25 protein-coding genes are annotated in these 26,757 nt (G+C 62.5%); 8 read left to right on the top strand and 17 right to left on the bottom strand.

Features of this window, described 5'->3' with window-relative positions; translation table 11 throughout:
- Window positions 1–57 precede the first annotated feature (57 nt).
- The 5 genes from nuoF to Q0V31_RS06640 are packed head-to-tail and all read right to left on the bottom strand — an operon-like array spanning window position 58 to window position 4,854.
- Window positions 58–1,422 (bottom strand): NADH-quinone oxidoreductase subunit NuoF, encoded by a 1,365-nt coding sequence (gene nuoF, locus Q0V31_RS06660; RefSeq protein ID WP_298185933.1) that lies wholly within the window; start codon window positions 1,420–1,422, stop codon window positions 58–60.
- Complete coding sequence (nuoE, locus tag Q0V31_RS06655; RefSeq protein WP_298185930.1) at window positions 1,419–1,919, bottom strand: NADH-quinone oxidoreductase subunit NuoE; 501 nt, start codon at window positions 1,917–1,919, stop codon at window positions 1,419–1,421. The genes nuoF and nuoE overlap by 4 nt, the downstream gene beginning before the upstream one ends.
- Window positions 1,916–3,697, bottom strand: a complete 1,782-nt coding sequence (gene nuoC / locus Q0V31_RS06650; RefSeq protein ID WP_298185928.1) for an NADH-quinone oxidoreductase subunit C/D — start codon at window positions 3,695–3,697, stop codon at window positions 1,916–1,918. The genes nuoE and nuoC overlap by 4 nt, the downstream gene beginning before the upstream one ends.
- A 55-nt stretch (window positions 3,698–3,752) precedes the next feature.
- Window positions 3,753–4,430 carry an NADH-quinone oxidoreductase subunit B gene (locus tag Q0V31_RS06645; RefSeq protein ID WP_298185926.1) on the bottom strand — a complete coding sequence of 226 codons (678 nt, stop codon included), beginning with the start codon at window positions 4,428–4,430 and terminating at the stop codon, window positions 3,753–3,755.
- Between the two features lie 10 nt (window positions 4,431–4,440).
- The gene (locus Q0V31_RS06640; protein WP_298185924.1) at window positions 4,441–4,854 is read right to left on the bottom strand and encodes an NADH-quinone oxidoreductase subunit A; all 414 of its coding nucleotides are present in this window, start codon (window positions 4,852–4,854) and stop codon (window positions 4,441–4,443) included.
- Window positions 4,855–5,122: 268 nt separating this feature from the next.
- Between Q0V31_RS06640 and Q0V31_RS06635 the strand changes: the two genes are divergently transcribed.
- The 3 genes from Q0V31_RS06635 (at window position 5,123) to Q0V31_RS06625 (ending at window position 9,631) form a co-directional block, all read left to right on the top strand.
- On the top strand, window positions 5,123–6,049 hold the full coding sequence (locus Q0V31_RS06635) for a hydrogen peroxide-inducible genes activator (protein ID WP_298185921.1): 927 nt from the start codon (window positions 5,123–5,125) through the stop codon (window positions 6,047–6,049).
- A 9-nt stretch (window positions 6,050–6,058) separates the two neighbouring features.
- Window positions 6,059–8,134, top strand: coding sequence for an ATP-dependent DNA helicase RecG (gene recG / locus Q0V31_RS06630; RefSeq protein WP_298185919.1), 2,076 nt, complete (start codon window positions 6,059–6,061; stop codon window positions 8,132–8,134).
- Between the two features lie 90 nt (window positions 8,135–8,224).
- On the top strand, window positions 8,225–9,631 hold the full coding sequence (locus Q0V31_RS06625; RefSeq protein ID WP_298185916.1) for an aminoacyl-tRNA deacylase and HDOD domain-containing protein: 1,407 nt from the start codon (window positions 8,225–8,227) through the stop codon (window positions 9,629–9,631).
- Between the two features lie 53 nt (window positions 9,632–9,684).
- Here Q0V31_RS06625 and Q0V31_RS06620 read toward each other — a convergent pair whose 3' ends face one another.
- The 12 genes from Q0V31_RS06620 to glcD all read right to left on the bottom strand — a co-directional run bounded on the left by Q0V31_RS06620 (window position 9,685) and on the right by glcD (window position 21,816).
- Window positions 9,685–10,422 (bottom strand): hypothetical protein, encoded by a 738-nt coding sequence (locus Q0V31_RS06620; RefSeq protein WP_298185914.1) that lies wholly within the window; start codon window positions 10,420–10,422, stop codon window positions 9,685–9,687.
- A gap of 80 nt (window positions 10,423–10,502) precedes the next feature.
- The gene (locus Q0V31_RS06615; RefSeq protein ID WP_298185912.1) at window positions 10,503–10,895 is read right to left on the bottom strand and encodes a helicase; all 393 of its coding nucleotides are present in this window, start codon (window positions 10,893–10,895) and stop codon (window positions 10,503–10,505) included.
- A 140-nt stretch (window positions 10,896–11,035) separates the two neighbouring features.
- Window positions 11,036–11,308, bottom strand: coding sequence for an HU family DNA-binding protein (locus tag Q0V31_RS06610; RefSeq protein WP_298185909.1), 273 nt, complete (start codon window positions 11,306–11,308; stop codon window positions 11,036–11,038).
- Window positions 11,309–11,494: 186 nt separating this feature from the next.
- Window positions 11,495–12,643, bottom strand: a complete 1,149-nt coding sequence (locus tag Q0V31_RS06605; protein WP_298185907.1) for an FAD-dependent oxidoreductase — start codon at window positions 12,641–12,643, stop codon at window positions 11,495–11,497.
- Window positions 12,644–12,795: 152 nt separating this feature from the next.
- Window positions 12,796–12,963 (bottom strand): rubredoxin, encoded by a 168-nt coding sequence (locus Q0V31_RS06600; protein ID WP_298185905.1) that lies wholly within the window; start codon window positions 12,961–12,963, stop codon window positions 12,796–12,798.
- A gap of 168 nt (window positions 12,964–13,131) precedes the next feature.
- Window positions 13,132–13,299 (bottom strand): rubredoxin, encoded by a 168-nt coding sequence (locus Q0V31_RS06595; protein WP_090447328.1) that lies wholly within the window; start codon window positions 13,297–13,299, stop codon window positions 13,132–13,134.
- A 149-nt stretch (window positions 13,300–13,448) separates the two neighbouring features.
- Window positions 13,449–15,152 (bottom strand): L-lactate permease, encoded by a 1,704-nt coding sequence (locus tag Q0V31_RS06590; protein ID WP_298185899.1) that lies wholly within the window; start codon window positions 15,150–15,152, stop codon window positions 13,449–13,451.
- Window positions 15,153–15,359: 207 nt separating this feature from the next.
- Window positions 15,360–17,540, bottom strand: coding sequence for a malate synthase G (locus Q0V31_RS06585; protein ID WP_298185896.1), 2,181 nt, complete (start codon window positions 17,538–17,540; stop codon window positions 15,360–15,362).
- Between the two features lie 77 nt (window positions 17,541–17,617).
- Window positions 17,618–18,019 carry a heme-binding protein gene (locus tag Q0V31_RS06580; protein WP_298185894.1) on the bottom strand — a complete coding sequence of 134 codons (402 nt, stop codon included), beginning with the start codon at window positions 18,017–18,019 and terminating at the stop codon, window positions 17,618–17,620.
- A 12-nt stretch (window positions 18,020–18,031) separates the two neighbouring features.
- On the bottom strand, window positions 18,032–19,249 hold the full coding sequence (glcF, locus tag Q0V31_RS06575; protein WP_298185891.1) for a glycolate oxidase subunit GlcF: 1,218 nt from the start codon (window positions 19,247–19,249) through the stop codon (window positions 18,032–18,034).
- A 3-nt stretch (window positions 19,250–19,252) separates the two neighbouring features.
- A complete protein-coding gene (gene glcE / locus Q0V31_RS06570) occupies window positions 19,253–20,311 on the bottom strand; it encodes a glycolate oxidase subunit GlcE (protein WP_298190938.1) in 1,059 nt (352 codons plus the stop codon).
- 5 nt (window positions 20,312–20,316) lie between these two features.
- A complete protein-coding gene (glcD, locus tag Q0V31_RS06565; RefSeq protein ID WP_298185889.1) occupies window positions 20,317–21,816 on the bottom strand; it encodes a glycolate oxidase subunit GlcD in 1,500 nt (499 codons plus the stop codon).
- 251 nt (window positions 21,817–22,067) lie between these two features.
- On the opposite strand from glcD, the gene glcC reads away from it, so the two are divergent.
- The 5 genes from glcC (at window position 22,068) to phoR (ending at window position 26,727) form a co-directional block, all read left to right on the top strand.
- The gene (gene glcC, locus Q0V31_RS06560) at window positions 22,068–22,841 is read left to right on the top strand and encodes a transcriptional regulator GlcC (RefSeq protein WP_298185887.1); all 774 of its coding nucleotides are present in this window, start codon (window positions 22,068–22,070) and stop codon (window positions 22,839–22,841) included.
- A gap of 100 nt (window positions 22,842–22,941) precedes the next feature.
- Window positions 22,942–23,496 carry a chorismate lyase gene (locus Q0V31_RS06555; protein ID WP_298185885.1) on the top strand — a complete coding sequence of 185 codons (555 nt, stop codon included), beginning with the start codon at window positions 22,942–22,944 and terminating at the stop codon, window positions 23,494–23,496.
- Between the two features lie 152 nt (window positions 23,497–23,648).
- On the top strand, window positions 23,649–24,542 hold the full coding sequence (gene ubiA / locus Q0V31_RS06550) for a 4-hydroxybenzoate octaprenyltransferase (protein ID WP_298185882.1): 894 nt from the start codon (window positions 23,649–23,651) through the stop codon (window positions 24,540–24,542).
- A gap of 135 nt (window positions 24,543–24,677) precedes the next feature.
- Window positions 24,678–25,367, top strand: a complete 690-nt coding sequence (phoB, locus tag Q0V31_RS06545) for a phosphate regulon transcriptional regulator PhoB (RefSeq protein WP_298185879.1) — start codon at window positions 24,678–24,680, stop codon at window positions 25,365–25,367.
- A 55-nt stretch (window positions 25,368–25,422) separates the two neighbouring features.
- Window positions 25,423–26,727 carry a phosphate regulon sensor histidine kinase PhoR gene (gene phoR, locus Q0V31_RS06540; protein WP_298185876.1) on the top strand — a complete coding sequence of 435 codons (1,305 nt, stop codon included), beginning with the start codon at window positions 25,423–25,425 and terminating at the stop codon, window positions 26,725–26,727.
- Window positions 26,728–26,757: the final 30 nt, after the last annotated feature.

Raw genomic sequence — 26,757 nt, 5'->3', positions numbered from 1 at the left:
TAATGGAATCACGGTGTGTCACGGGGCCAGGTCAGTGGCCGCCCTAACGCCAGTTTCTTATGCGGGGACGAATTGCCCCGTCGCTGCTGGAGCCGCCGAGCTGGACACGCCAGCCTCGAACTCCGAGCGGAAATACTTGATCGCACTGCCCAGCGGCTCGACCGCGCCCGGTGCATGGGCGCAAAAGGTTTTGCCAGGGCCGAGAAAGTTAACCAAACCCAGCAGGGTGTCGATGTCCTGCTGAGTACCTTGGCCGCGCTCCAGGGCGCGGAGAATCTTCACGCTCCACGGCAGGCCGTCGCGACACGGCGTACACCAGCCGCAGGATTCTCGGGAAAAGAACTCTTCCATATTGCGCAGCAGCGAGACCATGTTGACCGTGTGATCGACCGCCAACGCCAGGCCAGTGCCCATGCGCGTGCCGACCTTGGCAATACCCCCGGCATACATCGAGGCCTCCAGGTCCTCGGGCAGCAGGAAACCGGTGCCGGCGCCGCCGGGTTGCCAGCATTTCAGGGTGAAACCGTCACGCATGCCGCCGGCGTAGTCCTCGAACAGTTCGCGGGCGGAAATACCGAACGGCAGCTCCCACAAACCCGGGTTCTTCACCTTGCCAGAGAAGCCCATCAGTTTGGTGCCGTGGTCTTCACTGCCGGGGCGGGCCAGGGTCTTGTACCAGTCCACGCCATTGCCGATGATCGCCGGCACGTTGCACAGAGTCTCGACGTTATTCACGCAGGTCGGTTTACCCCACACGCCAACTGCAGCCGGGAACGGTGGCTTGGCGCGTGGATTGGCGCGACGGCCTTCCAGCGAATTGATCAGCGCGGTTTCTTCACCGCAGATATAGCGACCGGCACCGGTGTGCACGATCAGCTCGAAATCGAAACCGCTGCCGAGGATGTTCTGGCCGAGCAGGCCAGCGGCTTTGGCCTCTGCGATAGCGCGATTGAGGTTGGTCGCCGCATCAACGTATTCGCCACGCAGGAAGATGTAGCCGCGATAGGCCTTGAGCGCCCGTGCCGAGATCAGCATGCCTTCCACCAATAGGTGCGGCAGCTGCTCCATGAGCATGCGGTCTTTCCAGGTGTTGGGCTCCATTTCATCGGCGTTGCACAGCAGGTAGCGGATGTTCATCGACTCATCCGCTGGCATCAGCCCCCACTTCACCCCGGTGGGAAAGCCCGCGCCGCCACGGCCCTTGAGGCCGGAGTCTTTCACCGTTTGCACGATATCGGCCTGAGCCATTTCGCTCAGGGCCTTGCGCGCAGCGGCGTAACCGTTCTTCTGCTGGTATTCCTCCAACCACACCGGCTGACCGTCATCACGTAGACGCCAGGTCAGTGGATGGGTCTCTTCGCTGCGGGCGATGCTGTTGGCTGGACCGATGGAGGTCAGGCGCTTGGCGTTAGTTCCGCTCATGAATAAGCCTCCAACAGTTGGCTAACGCTGCCGGGGCTGACATCACCAAAGGTGTCGTCGTCGATCATCAGCGCCGGGGCCTTGTCACAGTTGCCCAGGCAGCACACTGGCAGCAGAGTAAAGCGGCCGTCGGCGCTGGTTTGGCCGAGGCCGATGCCCAGCTGCTGCTGAATGCTCTCGACCACCGACTCATGGCCGCCGATGAAGCAGGTCATGCTGTCGCACACGCGAATGATGTGGCGCCCCACCGGCTGACGGAAAATTTGGCTATAGAAGGTGGCAACGCCTTCGACGTCGCTGGCGGGGATGCCGAGCACCTCACCAATGGCGTCGGCGGCACCGTCCGGCACCCAGCCACGGGCCTTCTGCACGATTTTCAGCGCTTCGATCGACGCCGCACGCGGGTCTTCGTAGTGATGCATTTCATGCTCGATGGCCGAACGCTCGGCGTCGCTCAGGGCAAAACGGTCAGTCTGGATAAGTCTGCTCATCATCAACGGTCCACGTCAGCCATAACGAAGTCGATACTGCCCAGGTAGGCGATCAGGTCAGCGACCATGCTGCCGCGAATCACCGAGGGGATTTGCTGCAGGTGCGGGAAGCTCGGCGTGCGGATGCGCGTGCGGTAGCTCATGGTGCTGCCATCGCTGGTCAGGTAATAGCTGTTGATACCCTTGGTCGCTTCGATCATCTGGAACGACTCGTTGGCCGGCATTACCGGGCCCCACGACACCTGCAGAAAGTGGGTGATCAGGGTTTCAATGTGCTGCAACGTGCGCTCTTTCGGCGGCGGCGTGGTCAGCGGGTGGTCGGCCTTGTACGGCCCTTCCGGCATGTTGCGCAGGCATTGGTCGATGATCTTGATGCTCTGGCGCATCTCCTCCACGCGCACCATACAACGGTCGTAGGCATCGCCATTGACCGCCAACGGCACTTCGAACTCGAAGTTCTCGTAGCCGGAATACGGCCGCGCCTTGCGCAGGTCGAAATCACAACCGGTGGCACGCAAACCGGCACCCGTGGTGCCCCACTCCAACGCTTCTTGGGTGTTGTACTGCGCCACGCCGATGGTCCGCGCCTTGAGAATGCTGTTCTTCAGCGCGGCCTTTTCGTACTCGTCGAGGCGTTTGGGCAGCCAGTCGACAAACTCTTTGACCAGTTTGTCCCAGCCGCGCGGCAGGTCATGGGCGACGCCGCCAATACGGTACCAGGCCGGGTGCAAACGGAAACCGGTGATGGCCTCGATCACCTTGTAGGCGCGCTGACGGTCAGTGAAGGTGAAGAACACCGGGGTCATCGCGCCGACGTCCTGGATGTAAGTGCCGAGGAACAGCAGATGGCTGGTGATGCGGAAGAACTCGGCCAGCATGATACGGATCACGTCGACCTTCTGCGGCACGGTAATGCCGGCGAGCTTTTCCACGGCCAGCACATACGGCAGGTTATTCATCACCCCACCGAGGTAATCGATGCGGTCGGTGTAGGGGATAAAGCTGTGCCAGCTCTGCCGTTCGGCCATCTTCTCGGCACCACGGTGGTGGTAACCGATCTCCGGCACGCAATCGACGATCTCTTCACCATCCAGCTGCAGGATGATGCGGAACGCACCGTGGGCCGAAGGGTGGTTGGGGCCAAGGTTGAGGAACATATAGTCCTCATGCTCGCCGCCGCGCTTCATGCCCCAGTCTTCCGGCTTGAAGCGTGCCGACTCTTCTTCCAACTGCTGTTTGGCCAGGGTCAGGCTAAACGGGTCGAATTCAGTGGCGCGCGCCGGGTAATCCTTGCGCAGCGGATGCCCTTCCCAGGTCGGCGGCATCATGATCCGGGTCAGGTGCGGATGACCGCTGAAGTGAATGCCGTACAAGTCCCACACTTCACGCTCGTACCAGTTGGCATTGGGCCAGATGCTAGTAACGCTGGGCAGGTTCAGGTCACGCTCATTGAGCGCCACCTTAATCATGATGTCGCTGTTACGTTCCAGCGACATCAGGTGGTAGAACACGGTGAAATCCGCACCGGGCAAGCCACGCCGTTGAGTGCGCAGGCGCTCATCGACGCCATGCAAGTCATACAGCATGACGTAGGGGCGCGGCAGGTTACGCAGAAAGGTCAGCACCTCGACCAAGCGCTCGCGCGCCACCCACAGCACCGCCATGCCGGTACGGGTGCTCTGCACGGTAAAGGCGTCAGCGCCGAAATGGGAATTCAGTTCGACGACCACGTCTTGGTCGTCAGCTTTGTAAGGCGGTATGGACAGAGTGCTCTGTGCAGTCATGGTCTCGATCGCTTAGGTCAACGGCGTCAGTAGGCGGGCTCAAGCGAGCCCAGGCTCACACTTCGTCGGGGCTGCGCAGGTTGGTTACAGCGATGCGCTCTTCGCGGCGTTGCTCTTTCTGCGAAGGCATGTCGGCGCGGTAAACCCCTTGATCACCAACCACCCAGGACAACGGGCGACGCTCCTGGGCGATCGATTCCTGCAGCAGCATCAAGCCTTGCAGGAATGCCTCAGGACGCGGTGGGCAGCCAGGGATATAGACGTCGACCGGCAAGAACTTATCGACGCCCTGGACCACGGAATAGATGTCATACATGCCGCCGGAGTTGGCGCACGAACCCATCGAGATCACCCACTTAGGCTCCAGCATCTGTTCGTACAGACGCTGGATGACCGGGGCCATTTTGATAAAGCAGGTACCGGCGATGACCATGAAGTCTGCCTGGCGTGGGGAGGCGCGGATTACCTCCGCACCAAACCGTGCCACATCGTGCGGCGCGGTAAAGGCGGTGGTCATTTCCACATAGCAGCAGGACAGGCCGAAGTTATACGGCCACAGGGAGTTCTTGCGCCCCCAGTTCACTGCGCCATTAAGAACATCCGAGAGCTTGCCCATGTAGATGTTCTTGTGGACTTGATCGTCTAGCAGCGGATCGGAAACCGTCTCCCGCTCGCCGACCGGATAGCGCTCGTTAGGCGCATCCGGATCGATCCGGGTAAGTTTGTATTGCATCGCCAAAGCCTCATTGTTTTAGCTTCGCCTGCCGCTCACGACGACCCTGAGGTGCCCAATCGAGCGCCCCGACCCGCCAAAGGTAGACAAGACCTGCCAACAGAATTGCTATAAAGACTGTAGCTTCGATCAGCCCAGCCCAGCCGCTTTCGCGTACCGAGACTGCCCAAGCGAAGAGAAAGAGGGCTTCAACGTCGAAGATCACGAAGAGCATCGCGACCAGATAGAATTTGGCTGACAGGCGCAGACGCGCGCTGCCGACGGGCAACATGCCGGACTCAAAGGGCTCGTTCTTGCTGCGGCCCCAGGCTTTGCTCCCCAGCAGGCTGGACAGCCCAAGCATAAAGGCGATGAGCCCGCAGACTCCAAGCAGGAACACAGCAAAAGCCCAGTTATGGGACATGGTCGTTACCGCATCAGGCATGCCGGTACTCCTTGGGTAAAAGGAACGGCCTGTTTATTTTTTTATGGCGAGTGCGAAAGCCCGGCCTGGGTCGCCCGCCAAGTATGCTCGCAATTCTATGCGCACAACTGATTAGTAACTAATTATTTTCTGTTCACAAAGCGACATTAATAAGTAGCCAATCGCCAAAACTGCTCTCCGCCTTCAGCCTGCGCCCCTGGACGGCATCAACTGTTGGTTCCATTGAATACAGCCGCTATGCTTGGGCCCAACTTAATGGATAAAGACTATGACCCTCACTGAACTGCGCTACATAGTCACCCTCGCTCAGGAACAGCACTTCGGCCGCGCCGCTGAGCGCTGCCATGTCAGCCAGCCAACGCTGTCGGTGGGGGTGAAAAAGCTCGAAGATGAACTCGGCGTGCTGATCTTCGAGCGCAGCAAGAGCGCCGTGCGCCTGACGCCCGTCGGTGAAGGCATCGTCACCCAGGCGCAAAAGGTCCTGGAGCAGGCCCAGGGCATCCGTGAACTGGCCCAGGCCGGCAAGAACCAGATGGCCGCGCCGCTGAAAATCGGTGCAATTTACACCGTCGGGCCTTACCTGTTCCCACATCTAATCCCGCAGCTGCACCGGGTCGCCCCGGACATGCCGCTGTATATCGAGGAAAACTTCACCCATGTGCTGCGCGACAAGCTGCGCAACGGTGAACTGGACGCGATCATCATCGCCCTGCCGTTCCATGAAGCCGATGTGCTGACCAAGCCGCTGTACGACGAGCCGTTCTACGCCCTGCTGCCGTTTGGCCACCCGTGGGCGGCGATGAAAACCATCGACAGCAAGCTGTTGAATGACAAAAGCCTGCTGCTGCTTGGCGAAGGCCACTGCTTCCGTGATCAGGTACTGGAAGCCTGCCCGACGCTGCGTAAAGGCGGCGAAGACAGCGCCAAACACACCACGGTGGAGTCCAGCTCGCTGGAAACCATCCGCCATATGGTCGCCTCTGGCCTGGGGGTGTCGATCCTGCCGTTCTCCGCCGTCGACAGCCACCATTACGCCCCCGGCGTGATCGAAGTGCGCCCACTCAGTGCGCCAACGCCGTTCCGCACCGTGGCCATCGCCTGGCGCGCCAGCTTCCCGCGGCCAAACGCCATTGAAGTGCTGACCGACTCGATCCGCCTGTGCTCGGTGGCGCGTCCGCTGCCCAAGCACGACTAAGGCCAGGGCATGTCCGAACTGGCTGCCGTCTCTGTCACCGCGCTGAAAGGCGTGGGCGCAGCGCTGGCCGAAAAACTTGCCAAGGTCGGCCTGGAAACCTTGCAGGATGTGCTGTTCCACCTGCCGCTGCGCTATCAGGATCGCACCCGCATCGTACCGATTGGTGCGCTGCGCCCCGGCCAGGATGCCGTAGTTGAAGGCATAGTCGCCGGTGCCGACGTGGTTATGGGCCGCCGCCGCAGTTTGCTGGTGCGCCTGCAGGACGGCAGCGGCACCCTCAGCCTGCGCTTCTATCACTTCAGCCAGGCGCAGAAGGAAGGCCTGAAACGCGGCACCCAGGTGCGCTGCTATGGCGAAGTACGCCCCGGCTCTTCCGGCCTGGAAATCTATCACCCGGAATACCGCGCCCTCTCCGGTAGCGAGCCAATCGCGGTCGAGCAGACGCTGACGCCGATTTACCCGACCACCGAGGGCCTGACCCAGCAACGCCTGCGCCAGCTCAGTGAGCAAGCCCTGGCGCGCCTGGGCCCACACAGCCTGCCGGACTGGCTACCGCGCGAGCTGGCCGACGATTACCAGCTCAGCCCGCTGGATCAGGCGATCCGCTACCTGCATCGACCACCGCCAGACGCTGATCTCGAAGAGCTCGCCGAAGGCCGCCACTGGGCCCAACACCGCCTGGCCTTCGAAGAACTGCTGACCCACCAGCTGTCGTTGCAACGCCTGCGCGAGAGCGTGCGCGCACAGCAGGCGCCAGCGTTGCCACTGGCGAAAAGCCTGCCGCAGCAGTACCTGGCCAACCTGGGCTTTACCCCCACCGGCGCACAACAACGGGTCGGCGCGGAAATCGCCTACGACCTCAGCCAGAGCGAACCCATGCTGCGCCTGGTGCAGGGCGATGTGGGTGCCGGCAAGACCGTGGTTGCCGCCTTTGCCGCGCTACAAGCGCTGGAAGCCGGTTATCAGGTGGCGTTGATGGCCCCCACCGAGATTCTCGCCGAGCAACACTTTATCAACTTCAGCAAATGGCTGGCCCCGCTGGGCCTGGAGGTCGCCTGGCTGGCTGGCAAGCTCAAAGGCAAGGCTCGCGCCAGTGCCCTGGAACAGATCGCCAGCGGTGCGCCCATGGTGGTTGGCACCCATGCGCTGTTTCAAGACGAGGTACGCTTTCAGAAGCTCGCCCTAGTGATCATCGACGAACAGCACCGCTTCGGTGTGCAGCAACGCCTGGCCTTGCGGCAGAAAGGCATTGGCGGACGCATGTGCCCACACCAGCTGATCATGACCGCCACGCCAATCCCCCGAACCCTGGCGATGAGTGCCTACGCCGACCTCGACACCTCCATCCTCGATGAGCTGCCGCCCGGCCGTACCCCGGTCAACACCCTGGTAATCGCCGACAGTCGCCGCCTGGAAGTGGTCGAGCGCGTGCGCCTGGCCTGCAACGAGGGCCGTCAGGCTTACTGGGTGTGCACGCTGATCGAGGAATCCGAAGAGCTGACCTGTCAGGCCGCCGAAACCACCTTCGTCGACCTCAGCGCTGCACTCGGCGGGCTGAATGTCGGATTGATCCACGGGCGCATGAAACCCGCGGAAAAAGCCGCAGTGATGGAGCAGTTCAAGCAGGGCCAACTGCAATTACTGGTTGCCACCACGGTGATCGAGGTGGGCGTCGATGTGCCCAACGCCAGCCTGATGATCATCGAGAACCCTGAGCGCCTGGGCCTGGCCCAGCTCCACCAGTTACGCGGACGAGTCGGCCGCGGCAGCGCCGCCAGCCATTGCCTGCTGCTCTATCACGCGCCGCTGTCGCAATTGGGTCGCCAGCGCCTGGCCATCATGCGCGAGACTTGCGATGGCTTCGTTATCGCCGAAAAAGACCTGGAACTGCGCGGCCCCGGCGAGATGCTCGGCACCCGCCAGACCGGCCTGCTGCAATTCAAGGTGGCCGACCTGATGCGCGATGCTGACCTGCTGCCCGCCGTCCGCGACGCGGCCCAGGCACTCCTGGATCACTGGCCGCAACATGTCAGCCCGCTGCTTGAGCGCTGGTTACGGCATGGCCAGCAGTACGGTCAAGTGTGAGCCAGTACACAACACAACTGTCAGCTAGCGCGCATTTTCGCCAGCACGCTGTTTATACTCAAAACATTGCTGCCTTTGCCGGATACCGCCATGACTGAGCTCGCCCTTGCCCCCGACACTGCTCCGCGCCCGCCAGCGGTGATTTTGCAAATGCTGGACAAGCTCGGTCTGGCCTACCAAGTCTGCCGTGACCTGCCCGGTTTACCGGCCGCGCAACGCCTGCAAGCGGTGTTGCTGGATGATGCCGTGGGCGCGCTGCTGGTACTTTTCCCGCAGGACCAGTTGCTCGACCTTAACCGCCTCACTGAGCTTACCGGGCGTCAGCTGGTGGCGGTTAAACCGGATCGCCTGGAGCGCATGCTCAGCAAGCACAACCTGAAAATGCTGCCCGGCTTACCACCACTGACCAGCTCGCCGTGCCTGTATGACGAGCGCCTGCTGCAGGTACCCAGCCTGTATATCGAGTCCGGCCAGCGCGGCGTACTGCTGGAGCTGAGCAGCGAGGCATTCAAGAGCCTGCTGAGCAAGGCCAGTGCCGCACGCTTCGGTGAACCCCTGAGCAATATCCGCCTGAACCTCGACCGCCCGGATGACGACCGCGCGGAAATCACTCAAGCGGTGCAGGCCTTTACCGCCCGACGCATCCAGCAACGCCTGGAAGAAACCATCGAGATTCCACCGCTACCGGAAACCGCACAGAAGATCATCAAGCTGCGCGTCGACCCCGACGCAACGGTCGATGACATGACCGGCGTGGTCGAAACCGACCCTGCCCTGGCCGCTCAGGTGGTCAGCTGGGCCGCTTCACCCTACTACGCCGCGCCGGGCAAGATCCGCTCGGTGGAAGATGCCATCGTTCGCGTGCTGGGCTTCGATCTGGTGATCAACCTGGCGCTGGGCCTGGCTCTGGGTAAAACCCTGAGCCTGCCCAAGGACAACCCGCAACACGCCACGCCGTATTGGCAACAAGCGATTTACAGCGCGGCGGTGATCGAAGGCCTGACCCGCGCCATTCCGCGCGCGCAGCGCCCGGAAGCCGGCCTGAGCTACCTCGCTGGCCTGCTGCATAACTTCGGCTACCTGGTGCTGGCGCATGTGTTCCCGCCGCACTTCTCGCTGATCTGCCGACACCTGGAGGTCAACCCACACCTGCCCTCCAGCTATATCGAGCAGCATCTGCTGGGTATTACCCGCGAGCAAATCGGTGCCTGGTTGATGCGCTACTGGGATATGCCGGAAGAACTGCTCAGCGCCCTGCGCTTCCAGCACGACGCCGAGTACAACGGCGTACATGCCGCCTATCCAAACCTGGTGTGCCTGTCGGTTAGCCTGCTGCGCAACCGCGGCATCGGTGCAGGGCCACAGAGCGAGATTCCGCAAAGCCTGTTCGACAACCTCGGCATCAGCCGTGACAAGGCCGAGGAAGCGGTGAGCAAGGTCCTCGCCGCCGAGGTCGCGCTGCGCGAACTGGCTGCGCAATTCCATCCGGCGCACTGAGTTCGCCGCATAAAAAAGGGGCCTAAGGGCCCCTTTTGGCTTTGTGCTGCCGGTTATTGCTTCAGCTGCGCACGCCGCGCCGCAAACAACTCTGGCAGTAACCGCACGCTGCTATCGAGTAGCTGGGTGACTGCTGGCTGCTCATATAACGCCGCATACTCAGCCAACTGTGCGCTGGGCATCTGCCGGTAGGCGTAGAACATAAAGGACTCCACCGCCTCGGCACTGGAGACGCGCAACGCGGCTTCCTGTGCCTGGGTCTGGCGGCTCAGGGCTGCCTCGTCGATGCTTTCGCCACGGGCCTGCAAGGCCAGGAACGCCTGGGTTTTACCGACCTCATAACGCAGCAGGGTAGCCAGCGCAGTGGTGTGTGCGGCCGCATCCAGGCGCCGCACCAAGGCCAAACGCTCTTCACGCGGTGGACGCTCGCGCAGCTGCTGGCGATAGGCCGCCAGCGCTTCTGCGCCGTCCTCACCGACAGCCCGCTCGGCAGCGGTAAAGCCCTGCGCCAACGGGCTTTCCAACAGGCGCTGAGCCTGCTGCAACTGCGTTTGCTTGAGCTGGCCGGCCAGGCGCTTGGCCAAATCCAGGCACAGGCTATCGGCGGAAAACACCTTGGCCAACTGCGCTTGCTGTTTATCCGGCAGGCCGCGCTGAACCAGCGGCGCAGTCTGTTCGCAAAGCAAACGAATACCGGCCAGTTTGAAGACTGGCGCCAAGGCTTCGACTTTAGACGGCGCAGCGTAGGCAAGGGAAGACGACAACAGCAAGGCAATCAGCGGCAGACGCATGGGCAAACTCTCACTATGGCAACGACCAGCCTAGCGAAAGGCGTACGCGGCGACCAGCGCCGACGCGCACGGCTACGAAGTCAGGCGGCTTTTTTCGAGGCGCTTTTGTTCTTCGGCATCAGGTATTTGGTCAGGCCCTGGAACCAGATCACCAGCGCCGGGTTGCCCTGAATCTGGATGTCCTTGTTTTGAATGCCCTGCATAAACGCCAGCTGCTTGTTCTTCGCGCTCATGGTGGCGAAACCATAAGCCGCGTCCTTGAAGCCGAGGGCGAATGCGGGCGCATTGGCCGGGCCACGCTTACTGCTGATGCGCTGGTCTTTGACGATGAAGTGGCGCGCCACCTTGCCGTCCAGGGTGTGCAATTGGAAGGTCATATCGCGGTCAACAAGCTGCTGTTGGAACGCCGGGTTTTCACGACTGGCCTTGGCCATCAAGCGGCCCAGCATCCACAGAAGAAAACGGAATTTCATGCGCGAGGCCTCGCAAAGGGGAAGGAAAAGGCGGCGCATTGTAGCGGGTTGTCGCGAGGACTACATCCGGCCGGAAGAAGGGCGTGAACACGCAGGCCGGTGCGCAGCCGCCCGGAGCCAAAGGCCCCGGGTCTGAGGACTCAGTTAACCGCGTCTTTCAGGGATTTACCTGGCTTAAAGGCGACAGTGTTGCTGGCCTTAATCTGTACCGGCTGACCGGTTTGCGGGTTTTTACCGGTGCGAGCACCGCGGTGGCGTTGTACGAAAGTACCGAAGCCCACCAAGGTAACGCTGTCCTTACGGTTCAGGGCGTTGGTGATTTCTTCGAGTACGGCGTTAAGTACACGGTTTGCCTGATCTTTAGTCAGATCCGCCTTATCGGCGATGGCGGCGGCGAGTTCCGGTTTACGCATAAATGCCTCTTTACGGTTTTTTGTTGTTGTGTCCGGGCTGCTCTGCGTGAGCAGATACCAAGGCACCGCAACAGCTCTAGGCTGCGGCAGGCTGAGGGAGAATGGCATGGCATTGGGCCCTGCGCCAGTCTTGTCAGACAGTTAAACCGGGCAAATTTGCGGCATATCCGACAGAACAGCCGTCATTCAGGCCAGCAGCGCCGGCAGCTGCTTATTCAAAGCCAGTTTATCTTGCACGGCCGTACCGGTGAGCGCGTAGCCGAGCAGCGCGCCGCTGCTGTCGTGGCACAGCGCCTTGATGTCAGCGCCACTGCCTGCAACGCTCCATTCGCCCTGCAGCCCGCGCGGAGGCGGCGACACCACCAATGGGCAGACCGGGGTTTTTACCGTCACCGGCATGGGGCCGTAGCTCACCGCAGTGGGGTTGCCGGCCAGGGTTTGCGCCAAGGCACGGGCGCAGGTCATCAGCGGCATGACATAGAGCAGGTTGATGCCATCCACCTCGGCGCAGTCGCCCAGGGCGTAGATATTGGTGTGGGTAGTACGCAGCTGGCGATCGACCACCACCCCGCGATTAACCGCCAGGCCGGCAGCCGCCGCCAAGTCGATGCGCGGGCGCAACCCCACCGCCGAGAGCACCAGGTCGCACTCAATCAGCGTGCCGTCAGACAGACGTGCTTGCAGTGCATCGCCCTGGTGATTCAGGCTGGCCAACACCGGACCGAGGTGAAACCGCGCGCCCAGACCTTCCAGACCCGCCTGCACAGCGGCGGCAGCGGCCGGATGCAGCAAGCCAGGCATCAGCTGCTCGCAGGGTGCCACCAACTCAACCTGATAACCGCCGAGGCTCAGGTCATTGGCAAACTCACAACCGATCAGGCCAACGCCGAGCAACAATACCCGTTGCTTACCGGCGGCGGCCGCGCGAAAGCGCGCGTAATCCTCTAGGTCATTGATCGAGAAGATTGCATCGCCAGCATCACCCTGCACGGGTACGCGAATAACCTCCGCGCCGCAGGCCAGCACGAGGTCGCGATAGGCGACGGCCTCTTCACCGATCCACAGCTGCTGATGAGCGGGATCGATGCCGCTGATGCGGGTATGGGTGCGGACTTCCGCCTTGAGTTGCTCGGCCATGGCGCCGGGTTCGGCCATGCTCAGGCCATCGGCATCCTTGTTTTTGGCAAAGCCGGTGGACAGCATCGGCTTGGAATACGAGCGACCGTCGTCAGCGCTGATCAGCAGCAGCGGAGTTTCGCTGTCGAGCTTGCGAAATTCACGGGCCAGGTTGTAGCCGGCCAGGCCGGTGCCGACGATGACGACAGGTGCACTCATATTGCTTTCCTCACACTGGCCGCGCAGAACGGCGGCGCTAATAAATTTCAGGACGCGTAGATAAGAATCTGCTCGTGATCTCGCCAGCTAGAGACCTGCAAGCCTGTTTTTAACGCCGCAGGAGCGACGTGCAGCAGATCATCAACAGGCTCTCAGGCGATTTCGATCATCTCGAAATCCTGCTTGCCGACGCCGCAATCGGGGCACAGCCAGTCGGCGGGAATGTCTTCCCAGGCGGTGCCAGGGGCGAGGCCTTCCTCGGGCAAGCCGAGGGCCTCGTCATAAATAAAACCGCACACCACACACTGCCACTTGCGCATAACCACCTCGCCACTTGTTAACCCGCCCGAGGCGCTCAGTATGTGTCTGAGCGCAGCAAAACGGCGACCCATAGGTCGCCGCTTTTCACAGCCTGAGCGCCTAACCTGCGGCCAATTTTGCGAGCTCGCGGGCGGCCATTGCGAGCGCCGTCGATCGGCAACAATGGCTTAGCCGATTTCGATCATTTCGAAATCCAGCTTACCCACGCCGCAGTCAGGGCACAGCCAGTCTTCCGGCACATCCTGCCATGGCGTACCGGCGGCGATGCCTTCATCAGGCCAGCCCTGGCTCTCGTCGTAAACCAGCCCACAGACCACACATTGCCACTTTTTCATAACTACCTCAGGGGATCACACAGCTATTGCGCGGGGAAACTACCGTATATGGGCAGGTGCGCCAAGCCGCAAGACGAGAAAGGCCGCCTTGCGGGCGGCCAATCAACATAGGCGTCTGCCCGCCGGGTGGCGGGCAGACGAGTGGGCGATTAACCCGCCGCTTGCATCAGCGGATCGGCTATCCCCATGCCGTACATGGCAATCATGGTGATGCTACCGGCTGCCACGAGGTAGTAGAGGGTCGGCAGGATGGTCTTGCGCAGGGTGATCCCTTCGCGACCGAGCAGACCGACAGTGGCCGAAGCCGCTACCACGTTGTGAATGGCAATCATGTTACCCGCCGCCGCACCCACCGACTGCGCGGCCACCATCATCGCCCCGGACAACCCGAGCAGGCCTGCCGCGTTGAACTGGAACTGCGACAGCATCAGGTTAGACACGGTGTTGGAACCGGCGATAAAGGCACCCAGAGCACCCACTGCCGGGGCGAAGAACGGATAAACCCCGCCTACGCTGTCGGCCACCAGTTGCGCCATGGCCACCGGCATCGACACCAGATCAGCACCGTTGACCCCGGAGTTGATCAGGATCCGCACCATTGGGATGGTGAAGATCAGCACGAAACCCGCGCCCAGCAGGGTACGGCTCGACTCATGCACAGCAGCGCCCAGTTCGGACAAGCGCATGCGGTGCAGCAACGCGGTGACCAGCACCACCATGCACAGAATGCCGCCCGGCAGGTACAGCGGCTCGAGTTTGCCGGAGATACCGGTTTCACCGAGGATGTCGATCCAGCCGAAGCTGACCGACAGCAGGGCCGCCTTCAGCTCAGGGAAGACCCGCGACGCCACCAGGAAAATCGCCAGCAGCACATAAGGAGCCCAGGCCATGCGCACCGAGATCGGCGTTTTACCGGCGATGTCTTCGAGCTTCATCTCGATCTTGCCCATCCACTCGGCTGGCCACTCGCTGGCCGGCGCAAAGTCCCAAGCGGTCTTAGGCAGCAGGAAGCCCGCCTTGGCCGCCGGGATGACAATCGCCAAGCCCACCATCGCACCTATCATCGACGGGAACTCAGGCCCGAGGAATACCCCAGCGGCGATGTAAGGGATGACGAACGCCAAGCCGGTGAAAATGGCAAACGGGGCCATTTCCAGGCCTTCTTTCCAGGACTGATTCTTGCCGAAGAAGCGCGTCATGATCGACAGCATGATCAGTGGCATCAGGATGCCGATCAGGCCGTGGGTAATCGCCACGCGCGAGAAGATCAGGTGGAAGAACACCTCCCAGCTACTGCCCAGCGCGGCCAGTTGGGCACTCATGCCCGCCTGGTCCAGGCCACCGGCCACCCCGACCAGAATCGGCGTACCCACGGCGCCGAAGGACACCGGCGTGGATTGCACCATCATGCCCAGTACCACTGCAGCCAGCGCCGGGAAGCCCAGGGCCACCAACAGCGGCGCCGCCACGGCGGCAGGCGTACCAAAGCCCGAGGCACCTTCGATAAAGCAACCGAACAGCCACGCCACGATCAGCGCCTGGACCCGACGGTCCGGGGTGATGGTGGCGAAGCCGCGGCGGATGGCAGCGATGCCACCCGAATGCTTGAGGGTATTAAGCAGCAGGATCGCGCCGAAGATGATCCAGAGGATCGCGGCGGTAAGAATCAGGCCTTGCAGGCTGGACGCCAGCACCCGATTAAAGGACATATCCCAGGCCGTCAGACCAATGATCGCGGTGAGCAGGAAGACCACCGGCATGGCGTACTTGGCTGGCCAGCGAAAGCCGATCAGCAGTACACCCGCCAGTACCAGCGGCACGAAGGCCAGTATCGACAGCAGTGTTTGACTCATGAGTAGGTTCCTATTTGTTATTGTGAACCACAGTGTTCCGGGGGATGCCCGGTGCCACGCATAGGGACCTGTCAGGCCGCCGAGAAACCCTCAACAACACCTGCGCAGATCCTTGGATGACGGACCGGGCTGTTGCCCCGGCCGGCACCAATGCTCAAGCGCCCCGGCAGGCAAGCCTGACGGGGCGTTTTTATAAATCGGGTCGGGTTAGCCCTCCTGCTGCTTGAAGCGCAGACGCCAGGCATGCAGCAATGGTTCGGTGTAGCCGCTCGGCTGCTCGCGCCCCTTGAACACCAGATCACTGGCGGCCTGGAAGGCAGCTGACCTCGCGTAATCCGCCGCCATCGGCCGGTAGGCGCTATCACCGGCGTTCTGCTGATCAACCACCTTGGCCATGCGCTCCAGCGACTCCCGCACCTGGGCCTCACTGATCACCCCGTGGTGCAGCCAGTTGGCAATGTGCTGGCTGGAGATACGCAGGGTCGCGCGGTCTTCCATCAAGCCGACGTTGTGGATGTCCGGGACCTTGGAGCACCCTACGCCCTGCTCAACCCAGCGCACCACATAGCCGAGGATGCCCTGGCAGTTGTTGTCCAACTCTTCCTGAATCTGGCTGGCGCTCCAGTTACGCTCGGCCGCCACGGGCACGCTGAGCAAACCGTTAAGCAGTTCGTCACGCTGGCTGGCCAAGTTGATGGCCTCCAACTCACGCTGCACGGCCTGCACGTCCACCTGGTGGTAGTGCATGGCGTGCAGGGTCGCAGCGGTCGGCGACGGCACCCAGGCGGTGTTGGCACCGGCCTTGGGGTGGCCAATTTTCTGCTCAAGCATGGCGGCCATCAGGTCCGGCATGGCCCACATGCCCTTGCCGATCTGCGCACGACCACGCAGGCCGCAGCTCAGCCCCACCAGCACGTTGTTGCGCTCGTAGGCCTGGATCCAGGCGCTGCTCTTCATGTCGCCCTTGCGCAGCATGGCGCCGGCCTCCATGGCGGTATGCATCTCGTCGCCGGTGCGGTCGAGGAAGCCGGTGTTGATAAAGGCCACCCGCGCGCCGGCGGCGGCGATGCAGGCCTTGAGGTTGATACTGGTGCGGCGCTCCTCGTCCATGATGCCCATTTTCAGGGTATGCCGCGGCAGCTTGAGCAGGTCTTCGATACGGCCGAACAGCTGGTCGGCGAAGGCCACTTCGGCCGGGCCGTGCATCTTCGGCTTGACGATGTAGACGCTGCCAGTGCGCGAGTTACCGCGACGCTGCAGGTCGTGCAAGGCGCACAGGCTGGTCATCACGCCATCGAGAATGCCCTCGGGGATCTCATTGCCTTCGCCGTCGAGGATCGCCGGGTTGCTCATCAGGTGGCCGACGTTACGCACGAACAGCAGTGAGCGACCGTGCAGCGTCAACTCGCCGCCGGCAGCGGCGGTGTAGGCGCGGTCCGGGTTAAGCCGTCGGACAATGCGCTTGCCGCCCTTCTCCAGCTCTTCGCTGAGGTTGCCCTTCATCAGGCCGAGCCAGTTGCGGTAGATCACCACCTTGTCGGCCGCATCGACCGCCGCCACCGAGTCTTCACAGTCGAGGATGGTCGACAGCGCGGACTCGAGCAGCAGGTCTTTTACCCCAGCCGCGTCGGTCGCACCGATCTGGCTGCTGGCATCAATCTGAATTTCTACGTGCAGGCCGTTGCTTTTCAGCAGCACGGCGGTCGGCGCGTTGGCCTCGCCCTGGTAGCCGACAAACTTGTCAGCCTGAGCCAGGCCGCTTTGTCTGCCATCTTTCAGGGTCACTTGCAGCTGGCCGTCAACCACCTGATAGCGGGTCGAATCAACGTGGGAGCCTGTCGCCAACGGCGCAGTTTGATCGAGGAAGGCGCGGGCGAAGGCAATCACCTTGTCGCCGCGTACCTGGTTGTAACCTGGGCCCTTCTGCGCACCACCGTCTTCGCTGATGGCGTCGGTGCCATACAGGGCGTCATACAGCGACCCCCAACGGGCGTTGGCAGCATTCAGCGCGTAGCGCGCGTTCATCACTGGCACCACCAGCTGCGGGCCGGCCTGAGTGGCGATTTCGCTGTCGACGTTAGCGGTGCTGGCTTGCACGCTGTCCGGCTGTGGCAGCAGGTAGCCAATGGATTCAAGGAAGGCGCGGTAGGCCGGCATGTCACTAATTGAACCCGGGTGCTCGCGGTGCCAGGTGTCCAGTTGGACTTGCAGGGCATCGCGCTCGGCCAGCAACGCTCGATTCAGCGGCGCAAGGTCGTGCACCAGGGCATCGAAGCCGGCCCAGAATGCCTCGCGCTCGATGCCGCTACCTGGCAGCACTTCCTCGTCGACAAAACGTTGCAGATTGGCGGCCACTTGCAGGCGCTGGCAGTTCACGCGATCGGTCATTTTCCACTCTCCTAAAATCACTACATGTTCGGCGCTAGGCGCCCGCGCGGCCACTCAGGGACCGCCTCAACAGCCCGTCAGCTCAGTGCGGCGATACCGGCTTTGGCCACTTGGGCATCTTGCTCAGCCTTGACCCCGGAAACGCCCAGTGCGCCGACGACCTGGCCATCAACGATGACTGGCACGCCGCCTTCCAGCGAGGTCACCAGCGGCGCGGAGAGAAATGCCGTGCGCCCGCCATTGACCATCTCCTCAAAACCCTTGGTTTCGCGGCGGCCGAGGGCGGCGCTGCGGGCTTTCTCGCTGGCAATGTAGGCACCAATCGGCGCGCAACCGTCGAGTCGCTCCAGGGCCAGCGGGTGGCCGCCGTCATCCACCACGCTGATGGTCACTGCCCAGTTGTTTTTCTCGGCTTCGCTGCGAGCAGCGGCGAGCATGCGGCTGACATCGGTCTGGCTCAGTACGGCTTTGCTGTGCATGGTGTTCTCCAATTAATTAAGGGCTTCTTCGACGATTTCGATCCAGTGCCGCACAGGGGTGCGGCCGGCGCCGTCGAGGTGGGTTTGGCAACCGATATTGGCGGTGACGATCACCTCCGGCTTGCCGCTTTCCAGGGCATTCATTTTGTTGTCGCGCAGCTGTTTGGACAGCTCCGGCTGGGTCAGCGAATAGGTCCCCGCCGAGCCGCAGCACAGGTGGCTGTCGGGCACGGCCGTGAGGCCAAAACCGAGACGTCCGAGCACGCCCTCAACGGCGCCGCCAAGCTTCTGTGCATGCTGCAAGGTGCAGGGGCAATGGAACGCCAGGCGCTTGTCGGCGAGCACACCGAGCTGCTCCAGCGGTTCGCCGCTGAGCACCTCAACCAGGTCTTTGGCCAGGGCGCTGACGCGCTTGGCCTTCTCGGCATAGGCCGGGTCTTGCGCCAGCATGTGGCCATAGTCTTTGACGAAGGCACCGCAACCGCTGGCGGTTTGCACGATGGCCTCAGCGCCTTGCTCGATGGCCGGCCACCAGGCGTCGATATTTTTCCGCGCACGCTGCAAGCCTTGCTCTTGGGCGTTGAGGTGGTAATCCACCGCGCCGCAGCACCCGGCCTCATGGATCGGCGTGACGCTGATCTTCAGGCGATCGAGCACCCGCGCCGTGGCGGCATTGGTGTTGGGTGCCAAACCAGGCTGCACGCAGCCTTCGAGCATCAGCACACGGCGCACATGACGCGGTTCGGGGCGTGGCTTGGCGACACTCACAGCACGGGGCAACTTGGCCTTGAGGCTGGCCGGCAACAGCGGCCGGAACACCTGACCGACCTGGGTCAGGCCTTTGAACAGGGTGGCATTCGGCACCACCGCGCGCAGGCTTTCGCGCAACAAGCGCTGGGTCAACGGGCGCGGCACGGCGGCATCGACCACGGCGCGGCCAATGTCCAGCAGGTTGTGGTACTGCACACCCGACGGGCAGGTGGTTTCACAGTTGCGGCAGGTCAGGCAGCGGTCCAGGTGCAGCTGAGTCTTGGCGGTGACTTCGTTGCCTTCGAGCACCTGTTTGATCAGGTAGATACGCCCGCGCGGCCCATCCAGCTCGTCGCCGAGCAGCTGATAGGTCGGGCAGGTGGCGTTGCAGAAGCCGCAATGCACGCAGCTGCGCAGGATGCTTTCGGCTTCCTCGGCGCGCGGCAGACTTTTGGCGTGTTCACTCAGGTTGGTCTGCACGGCTTATACCTCGGAATACATACGGCCAGGGTTGAAGATGCCCTGGGGGTCGAGCTGGGTTTTCAGCTGGCGGTGATAACGCAGCAGCGGCGCGGCCAGCGGCTGGAACGGGCTGTCACAGTGGCCAGCGGTGAAGCAGGTGGCGTGCCCTCCGACTGCGGCAACGCTTTGGCGAATCAACGCGGCATCAGCATCGGATTTCAGCCAGCGCTGCGCGCCGCCCCAATCGATCAGCTGTTCGCCGGGCAGCACCAGCACGCCGGTGTGGCTCGGCACGGACAAACGCCACAGCGGCCGTGGATCCGCGAAGAAGTCCAGGCGCTGCTCGCGCAGGCCCGCCCAGTAAGCGCTCTCCAGCAGCTCCCCACCGAGGCGCTCACGGGCCGCTGCCACCGAGCCTTCGCCACCTTCCAGGCGCAGATGCAGGGCACGGCCGTCATGACTGGCGGCGCTCAGTGGAATCGGCTGCTGGCCCCACTCGGCGAGTTTTTGCAGGGCAAAAGCTGCATCCATTTCCAAGCGCAGGCTGAGGCACTGGCGCGGCTTGGGCAGCACCTTGAGCGACACCTCGGTGATCACCCCCAGGCAGCCGAAGCTGCCGGCGAGCAGGCGCGAGAGGTCGTAGCCGGCGACGTTCTTCATCACCTCACCACCAAAGCGCAGGTGCTTGCCCATGCCGGTGATCAAGCGCGTGCCCAGCACCAGGTCGCGTACCGCACCGGACCACGGCCGGCGCGGGCCCGACAAGCCGGCAGCCACCATGCCGCCCAGGGTCGCCGCGCCAGCGTATTGCGCGGGCTCGCAGGTGAGCATCTGCCCCGCCTCGCCCAGCACCGCTTCCAGCTCAGCCAGCGGCGTGCCGGCGCGCGCAGTAATCACCAGCTCGGTTGGGTCATAGCTAACGATGCCGCGATGTGCGCGGGTATCGAGCACTTCGCCCTCGACCTTGCGACCGAGAAACGCCTTGCTGTTGCCGCCCTGAATGCGCAGCGCAGTGGCGCTGTTGAGGGCGTGATTGACTTGTTCCAGCAGCGCCGCACTGGCATCGAAGTCGTGACGCATAACCATCAGAAACGCTCCAGTTCAGGGAAAGGCAGCTTGCCGTGGTGCACGTGCATGGAGCCGAATTCGGCGCAGCGGTGCAGGGTCGGAATGTTCTTACCGGGGTTGAGCAGGCCACTCGGATCGAAGGCCGCTTTCACCGCATGGAACAAGGTCAGCTCGTCACTGTTGAACTGGGCGCACATCTGGTTGATCTTCTCGCGGCCCACGCCGTGCTCGCCGGTGATGCTGCCACCGACCTTGACGCAGAGTTCGAGGATCTTGCCGCCCAAGGCCTCAGCGCGCTCCAACTCGCCAGGCTGGTTGGCATCAAACAGGATCAGCGGGTGCATGTTGCCGTCACCGGCATGGAATACGTTGGCCACGCGCAGGCCAAATTCTGCGGACAAATCGCTGATGCCCTTGAGCACCCCCGGCAGCTCACGGCGCGGGATGGTGCCGTCCATGCAGTAATAATCCGGCGAGATCCGCCCGACCGCCGGGAAGGCATTCTTGCGCCCGGCCCAGAACTTGACGCGCTCGGCTTCATCACGGGCCAGGCGCACTTCGGTCGCCCCGGCCTGGGTCAGTACGGCTTCAACGCGGGCGCATTCGTCATGCACGTCGGCTTCGACACCGTCCAGTTCACACAACAAAATCGCTTCGGCCTCAACCGGGTAGCCGGCGCGGATAAAGTCTTCGGCGGCGCGAATCGCCAGGTTGTCCATCATCTCCAGGCCGCCGGGGATGATGCCGGCAGCGATGATTTCGCCCACCGCACGGCCGGCTTTCTCCACCGAGTCAAAGCTGGCGAGCAGCACTTTCGCCACCTGCGGCTTGGGCAGCAGTTTGACCGTGACTTCGGTGATGATCCCAAGCATGCCTTCGGAACCGGTGAACAAGGCGAGCAGGTCGAACCCCGGTGAATCCAGGGCGTCGCTGCCCAGGGTCATGCGCTCGCCTTCAACCGTGAGGATGTCCACCTTGAGCAGGTTGTGCACGGTCAGGCCGTATTTCAGGCAGTGCACACCACCAGCGTTCTCGGCGACGTTGCCACCGATCGAACAGGCGATTTGCGAAGACGGGTCTGGGGCGTAGTAGAGGTCGTAAGGGGCCGCTGCCTGGGAGATGGCCAGGTTGCGTACGCCGGGCTGAACCCGCGCAAAACGCCCTTCGGGGTTGACCTCAAGAATGTGCTTGAAGCGCGCCATCACCAGCAGCACGCCTTGGGTCAGAGGTAAGGCACCGCCCGACAGGCCCGTACCGGCGCCGCGTGCGACCACGGGAACATTGCGCTGATAACAGAGTTTGAGCAGGCGCTCGACTTGCTCAATGCGCTCAGGCAGTACCACCAGCATGGGCGTGGTGGTGTAGGCGGAGAGCCCATCGCACTCGTAGGGCTTGAGGTCTTCCTGGGTGTGCAGCACTTCCATATCTGGAAGCAACTCACGCAGAGCAGCCAGCAGGGCTGGCTTATCGACCGTGGGCAATGCCCCATCAACGCGCTCGTCGTACAGAATACTCATGGCAGGCTTTCTCGCGTGACGTTGTTTTTGTGCAACACCGGTAGCGACCCGGCCTGCTTAGTTATGGCCTATGTGTAGTGCTTCAGACGCCGAACGTCTATCGCCTCAAGCACTGGTATGACCAGTTCTTTAAATCGCACACTATGTGCAATACTGCCTGCCGTCATACGGCCTGTGGATTAGCCCCTGTTCCTGATGGCCTAACGAGCAACCCGTTAAAATTGGTCCTACCAGCTGATCGGAGTACGAATATGCCCGAAGCCCCCCCCGAAACACGTCGCCAGGTCAGCGATGTGGTCGCCGAGCGGATCGAGCGCTTGATCGTCGATGGCGTGCTCAAGGTCGGTCAGGCGCTGCCTTCGGAGCGCCGCCTGTGCGAGAAACTGGGAATATCCCGCTCGGCCCTGCGTGAAGGCTTAAAAGTGCTGCGCGGGCGCGGCATCATCGAAACCGCCCAGGGTCGCGACTCGCGCGTCGCCACCCTCAACGGCCCGCGCGATGCCAGCCCCTTGATGCACCTGTTTAACTCGCAGCCACGCACCCTCTTCGACCTACTGGAAGTGCGCGCCCTGCTGGAAGCCGAATCGGCGCGCCTGGCCGCCTTGCGCGGCACCGACGCGGATTTCGTCTTGCTCACCCGGCGTTACGAAGAAATGCTCGCCGCCCACAGCCAGACCGTACCGGTTGACCCGCGCGAACATGCGCGCCTCGACCATGCCTTCCATCTGGCGATCTGCGAGGCCTCACACAATCCGGTGCTGCTGCACACCCTGCAGTCGTTGACCGACTTGATGCTCAGCACGGTGTTTGCCTCGGTCAACAACCTCTACCACCGGCCGCTGCAGAAACGTCAGATCGACCGCCAACACACACGGCTCTACCACGCAGTAATCGAGCGCCTACCGGAGCAGGCGCAGCGCGCGGCGCGCGAACACATCCACAGCATTCGCGACAACCTCAAGGAAATTGAAGAGGAAGAGCAACGCCTGGTGCGCGCGACCATGCGCCTTGAAGGCTGGGCATAGGTACGCGCACTCAAGGCTTAAGATTCAGCCCGGCAGGCATCTGGATGCGCACGGGCATTTGTTACACTCGCGCGCTTTCATTTCTGGTGACTTGCCGACCGTGCCCGACGCTCCCCTCGCTTATCCGCCGCGCTGGCTGAGCGCCAGCCAATTGCAACCGCCTCCGGCGGCGGACGTTTACGGCTGGTTGTTCGTCAACCAGGACTCGCTCACCCAGCGCCTGGTCGAACTGTCAGCCAAGCACTTCAGCGTATTACCGCTGAGCGAAGGCTGGCAGGTCCTGCGCGATGATGAGTGCGCCGCACTGAATGTCGCCACAGGCAGCCAGGGCTGGGTGCGTGAAGTGTTCCTGCGCGGCCATCTGCAGCCGTGGGTGTTCGCCCGCAGCGTGGCGGCGCGCAGCGCGCTGGAAGATTCCGGCTTGGGCCTCGATCAGCTCGGCAGCCGTTCACTCGGCGAGTTGCTGTTCAGCGACCGCGCCTTCGCCCGCGGCCCCTTACAAGCCTGCCACTACCCGACCGCCTGGCTGCCGGAACAGGTACGCGGCGAAGACTTGTGGGCCCGCCGTTCGTGCTTCAGCCGTGGCGCGCTGAGCGTATTAGTCGCCGAGGTGTTTCTGCCGGCTTTCTGGGCCGCAGCTGCCATTGAGCCGTAGGATGGGTTAGCCGCAGGCGTACCCCATCAATAAGCAGCGCCACCCGTACCGCATGGGTATCGCTATGTTCACCCATCCTACAGCTCAACCCTGGCCCCACCCCGCCCGCCGACTCCGTATAATCCGCGGCAACCCGCACGGAGACGCGCCCGATGTATACCCGCCTGCTGCACTCGCTCAACCGCCTGCACCCGCGCACCTGGGACTTTATCCAGCTGATGCGCCTGGACAAACCCATCGGCATTTACCTGCTGCTGTGGCCGACCCTGTGGGCGTTGTGGGTAGCGGCCGAGGGCGTACCGAGCGCCAAGAACCTGTTTATCTTCGTCGCCGGGGTGTTCCTCATGCGCGCCGCTGGCTGCGTAATCAATGACTACGCCGATCGCAACATCGACGGCCATGTCAGCCGTACCCAAGCGCGGCCGCTGGCCAGCGGCAAGGTACAGCCGCGTGAAGCGCTGATGCTGTTCGCCGTGCTGGTGGCGCTGAGCTTTGTGCTGGTGCTGTTTACCAATGCCACGACCATCTGGCTGTCGTTTGGCGGCCTGGCACTGGCCGCGTGCTACCCCTTTATGAAGCGCTACACCTTTTACCCGCAAGTGGTGCTGGGCGCGGCGTTTTCCTGGGGCATGCCCATGGCTTTTACTGCCGAAACCGGCAGCCTGCCGCCCGAGGCCTGGCTGCTATACATCGCCAACCTGTTGTGGACGGTGGCCTACGACACCTACTACGCCATGGCCGACCGCGACGACGACCTGAAGATCGGGGTGAAGTCCACCGCCATTCTGTTTGGCGATGCCGACCGCCTGATCATCGTGACCCTGCAGGGCCTGGCGCTGCTCTGCCTGCTGCTCGCGGGTGGGCGTTTTGAACTGGGTGGGTACTTCCACCTCGGCCTACTGGCGGCGGCAGGCTGCTTTGCCTGGCAATACCACACGACTCGCAATCGCAAGCCGATGGCCTGCTTCAAGGCTTTTTTGCATAACCACTGGGCCGGGCTGGCGATCTTTATCGGCCTGGTCCTCGACTACGCCTTACGCAGCTAAGATGGGCCGCTGATGCAGTGAAACCGACCCTACGGGGACGGCGGCGCTGGGCCATGACGCGCAGCTGTCATATGGCTGCAATAATTCCGTTATCTAATGCAGTCCATTACTGCGAGATGACTTGAGGTTTGATCCATGGTTGGCAAAAACATCCTGATCGTCGATGACGAAGCACCAATCCGTGAAATGATCGTCGTGGCCCTGGAGATGGCCGGCTACGAATGCCTGGAAGCGGAGAACACCCAGCAAGCCCACGCCATCATCGTCGACCGTAAACCCGACCTGATTCTGCTCGACTGGATGCTGCCCGGCACCAGCGGTATCGAGCTGGCACGGCGACTCAAGCGCGATGAATTGACCAGCGATATTCCAATCATCATGCTCACCGCCAAAGGTGAAGAAGACAACAAGATCCAGGGCCTGGAAGTCGGTGCCGATGACTACATCACCAAGCCGTTTTCCCCACGCGAGCTGGTCGCGCGCCTGAAAGCCGTGCTGCGCCGCGCCGGGCCAATCGACAACGAAGGGCCAATCGAAGTCGGCGGCCTGCTGCTGGACCCGGTCAGCCACCGCGTGACCATCGACGGCAAACCCGCCGAAATGGGCCCTACCGAATACCGCTTGCTGCAGTTTTTTATGACCCACCAAGAGCGTGCGTATACTCGTGGCCAGTTGCTTGATCAGGTCTGGGGCGGCAATGTCTACGTTGAGGAACGCACGGTCGATGTGCACATTCGGCGCCTGCGCAAAGCCCTCGGCGAGGTTTACGAGAGCCTGGTGCAGACCGTACGCGGCACCGGTTACCGTTTTTCCACCAAAAGCTAGGCCGCGCCCCTACCCGCACCTGGCAACCACGGATTGATTGGCGGATGAGGTTGATTTGAACCAAGACTGGCACCCCCTGACTCGCCAATTGTCGCTGCTGGTTGGCGTTTGCCTGCTGCTCGGTTTGATCAGCGGCGAATACGCCTGGGCGCTGGTGCTCGGCCTGGCCGGCTATCTCGGCTGGCATCTGCAACAACTGCTGCGCCTGCACAAATGGCTGCGCACCCGCGCGGACGATGAAGCGCCGCCGGATGGCTATGGCCTGTGGGGCGAGGTACTCGACAGCATCTATCACCTGCAGCGCCGCGACCAAAAAGTCCGCGGGCGTCTGCAGGCGGTAATCGACCGCGTGCAGGAATCCACCGCCGCGCTGAAAGATGCGGTGATCATGCTCGACCGCGACGGCAACCTGGAGTGGTGGAACATCGCCGCGGAGAAACTCCTGGGCCTGAAAACCCCGCAAGACAGCGGCCAGCAGATCACCAACCTGCTGCGCGACCCGCGCTTTATCGAGTATTTCGACAACCACAATTACAACGAGCCGCTGGAACTGCCATCGCCGGTGAATAACCACCTGCGCCTGCAATTCCACATCACCCGTTACGGCAACCGCGAGCACCTGATGCTGGTGCGTGATATCACCCGGCTGCACCAGCTGGAGCAGATGCGCAAAGACTTCGTCGCCAACGTCTCCCACGAGCTGCGCACCCCGTTGACGGTGATCAGCGGCTACCTGGAGACCCTGCTGGATAACGTCGAGGAGGTTAATCCACGCTGGCTGCGCGCCCTGCAACAGATGCAGCAACAAGGCGGACGCATGCAGAACCTGCTCAACGACCTGCTGTTGCTAGCCAAACTGGAAGCCACCGGTTACCCCTCGGACAACCAGCCGGTGGCGATTGATCTGCTGCTGCTGAGCATCAAAAACGATGCCCAGGCGCTGTCCGGCGAGCGCCACCACCGCATCAGCCTGGAGGCGGACCCGCACCTCAAGCTCAAAGGCAGCGAAGCCGAGCTGCGCAGCGCCTTCTCCAACCTGGTGTTCAACGCGGTGAAATACACCCCGGACGAAGGCGAGATCCATGTGCGCTGGTGGAGTGATGAGCAGGGCGCGCACCTCAGCGTGCAGGACACCGGCCTGGGCATCGAAGGCAAACACCTGCCGCGCCTGACCGAGCGCTTTTACCGCGTTGACTCCAGCCGCGCCAGCAACACCGGCGGCACCGGCCTGGGCCTGGCCATCGTCAAGCATGTGCTGCTGCGCCACCGCGCGCGCCTGGACATTGCCAGCCAGCTCGGCAAGGGCAGCACCTTCACCTGCCACTTCCCAACCCTGCAGATGGTGCGCCGCGGTCAGTAGCTACGGCCAGTCGCTGCGCCCCTCTTGCAA

Origin of the sequence: uncultured Pseudomonas sp., from assembly GCF_943846705.1 — a bacterium.
GTDB lineage: Bacteria > Pseudomonadota > Gammaproteobacteria > Pseudomonadales > Pseudomonadaceae > Aquipseudomonas.
The sequence above is the reverse complement of the archived record's forward strand: the minus strand, read 5'-3'. Positions and strand labels throughout refer to the sequence as shown.